Here is a 1,975-nt window from a genome sequence, read left to right on the forward strand (position 1 = left end):
CGCAGGATCCGCTGCCGTTCGGTGTACTCGCGCATGCGCTTCGGGTAGCCGGTCTTGGCGACCTCGTAGACCGGGATCGCCCGTTTCTTCCCGAACTGCTGGGCCGCACCGAGGCTGCCGATCCGGCGGCGGGTCCATTCCCCGTCATGGGCGACGAGGACCACGGTGGTCTCGGTGACGTTGGTGCGCGGCTCGACGAACGCCTCCACCCCGCGCCGGGCGGAGGCCCACTGGTCGAGATGGTCCGTGTCGGCGGAACTCGCCCCGCGCACCGCCCCGGGCTTGCCGGACTTCCCCCCTTTGCGACGTCTGCGCAACGAGTCGAACAGGCCCACCTCGCCTCACCTTCCTCAGTCGGGTCGCGGCGAGCATTATTCCGACCCCGACCGGGTCTGTCTCCCCCGCACCCGCGCCGGAGGTGTCCGGTTTCACCGGATTCGCCCGGTGCCGGCGCAAGCGGTGTCACAGCCCCACTCACTCGCACCGGATTCGGGCGGGGTGACAAGATGAGGTGGCATGAGCGCCCAACAGCGCCCGTGGACACACGATCGACACCTGCCGAGGGAGTTTGACAAGTGACCGACGCTGAAGCCGACCTGGTGATCCTTGGTGGCGGATCGGGTGGTTACGCCGCGGCGTTCCGCGCCGCCGAGCTGGGCCTGTCCGTCACCCTGATCGAGAAGGACAAGCTGGGCGGCACCTGCCTGCACCGGGGTTGCATCCCGACCAAGGCACTGCTGCACGCCGCGGAGGTCGCCGACTCGGCGCGGGAGGGCGACCAGTTCGGCGTCAAGAGCGTGTTCGAGGGCATCGACATCGACGGTGTGCACAAGTACAAGGACACCGTCGTGAACCGCCTCTACAAGGGTCTGCAGGGCCTCGCGAAGGCCCACGAGATCAACTACGTGGAGGGCACCGGCACCTTCGTCGGCGGCACCACCGTCGAGGTCGACGGCACCCGCTACACCGGCAAGAACGTGCTGCTGTCCACCGGCTCCTACTCCAAGACGCTGCCGGACCTCGAACTGGGCGGCCGCATCGTCGCCAGCGAGGAGGCCCTCACCCTGGACCGCGTGCCGGAGAAGGTGGTGGTGCTCGGCGGCGGCGTGATCGGCGTCGAGTTCGCCAGCGTGTGGGCGTCGTTCGGCGCCGAGGTGACCATCGTGGAGGCCCTGCCCCGGCTCGTGCCCAACGAGGACGAGTTCGCCTCCAAGCAGCTCGAACGCGCCTTCCGGCGCCGCAAGATCAGCTACAAGACGGGCGTGAAGTTCACCGGCGCCAAGCAGGACGACAACGGCGTGAGCGTGTCGCTGGAGTCCGGCGAGACGCTGGAGGCCGACCTGCTGCTGGTCGCGGTGGGGCGCGGTCCGAACACGGCCGGGCACGGCTACGACGAGGCGGGCATCACGATGGAGCGCGGCTTCGTCCGTACCGACGAGCGGCTGCGCACCAACCTGCCCAACGTCTACGCCGTCGGCGACATCGTGCCCGGGCTGCAGCTCGCGCACCGCGGGTTCCAGCAGGGCGTGTTCGTGGCCGAGGAGATCGCCGGGCTGAACCCGGGGCCGGTCGACGAGAGCGGCATCCCGCGCGTCACCTACTCGCACCCCGAGGTCGCCTCCGTCGGCCTGACCGAGGCCGAGGCGCGGGAGACCCACGGTTCGGACATCACCACGTTCACCTACGACCTCGGGGGCAACGGCAAGAGCCAGATCCTGAAGACCTCCGGTGCGGTGAAGCTGGTCAAGGCCCCGGACGGGCCGGTGGTCGGGCTGCACCTGGTGGGCGACCGGGTCGGTGAGCTGATCGGCGAGGCCCAGCTCATCTACAACTGGGAGGCGTTCCCCGAGGACGTCGCCCCGCTGATCCACGCCCACCCCACCCAGTCCGAGGCTCTCGGCGAGGCGCACCTGGCGCTGGCCGGCAAGCCGCTGCACGTGCACGGCTGAGGCGGCCGCGGCCGGGCAGCGCCCAC

The 1,975-nt window shown here is 70.0% G+C and carries 2 protein-coding genes; one reads left to right on the plus strand and one right to left on the minus strand.

Translation table 11 applies throughout. The features are described 5' to 3' along the window. Positions 1-335, minus strand: a 335-nt coding sequence (locus tag SACHA_RS25650; protein WP_019811096.1) for a hypothetical protein, incomplete at its 3' end; no start/stop codon positions are given. A gap of 240 nt (positions 336-575) precedes the next feature. On the opposite strand from SACHA_RS25650, the gene lpdA reads away from it, so the two are divergent. Next, positions 576-1,949, plus strand: a complete 1,374-nt coding sequence (lpdA, locus tag SACHA_RS0115385) for a dihydrolipoyl dehydrogenase (protein ID WP_019811102.1) — start codon at positions 576-578, stop codon at positions 1,947-1,949. Positions 1,950-1,975: the final 26 nt, after the last annotated feature.

The organism is Saccharomonospora halophila 8, assembly GCF_000383775.1.
GTDB lineage: Bacteria > Actinomycetota > Actinomycetes > Mycobacteriales > Pseudonocardiaceae > Saccharomonospora > Saccharomonospora halophila.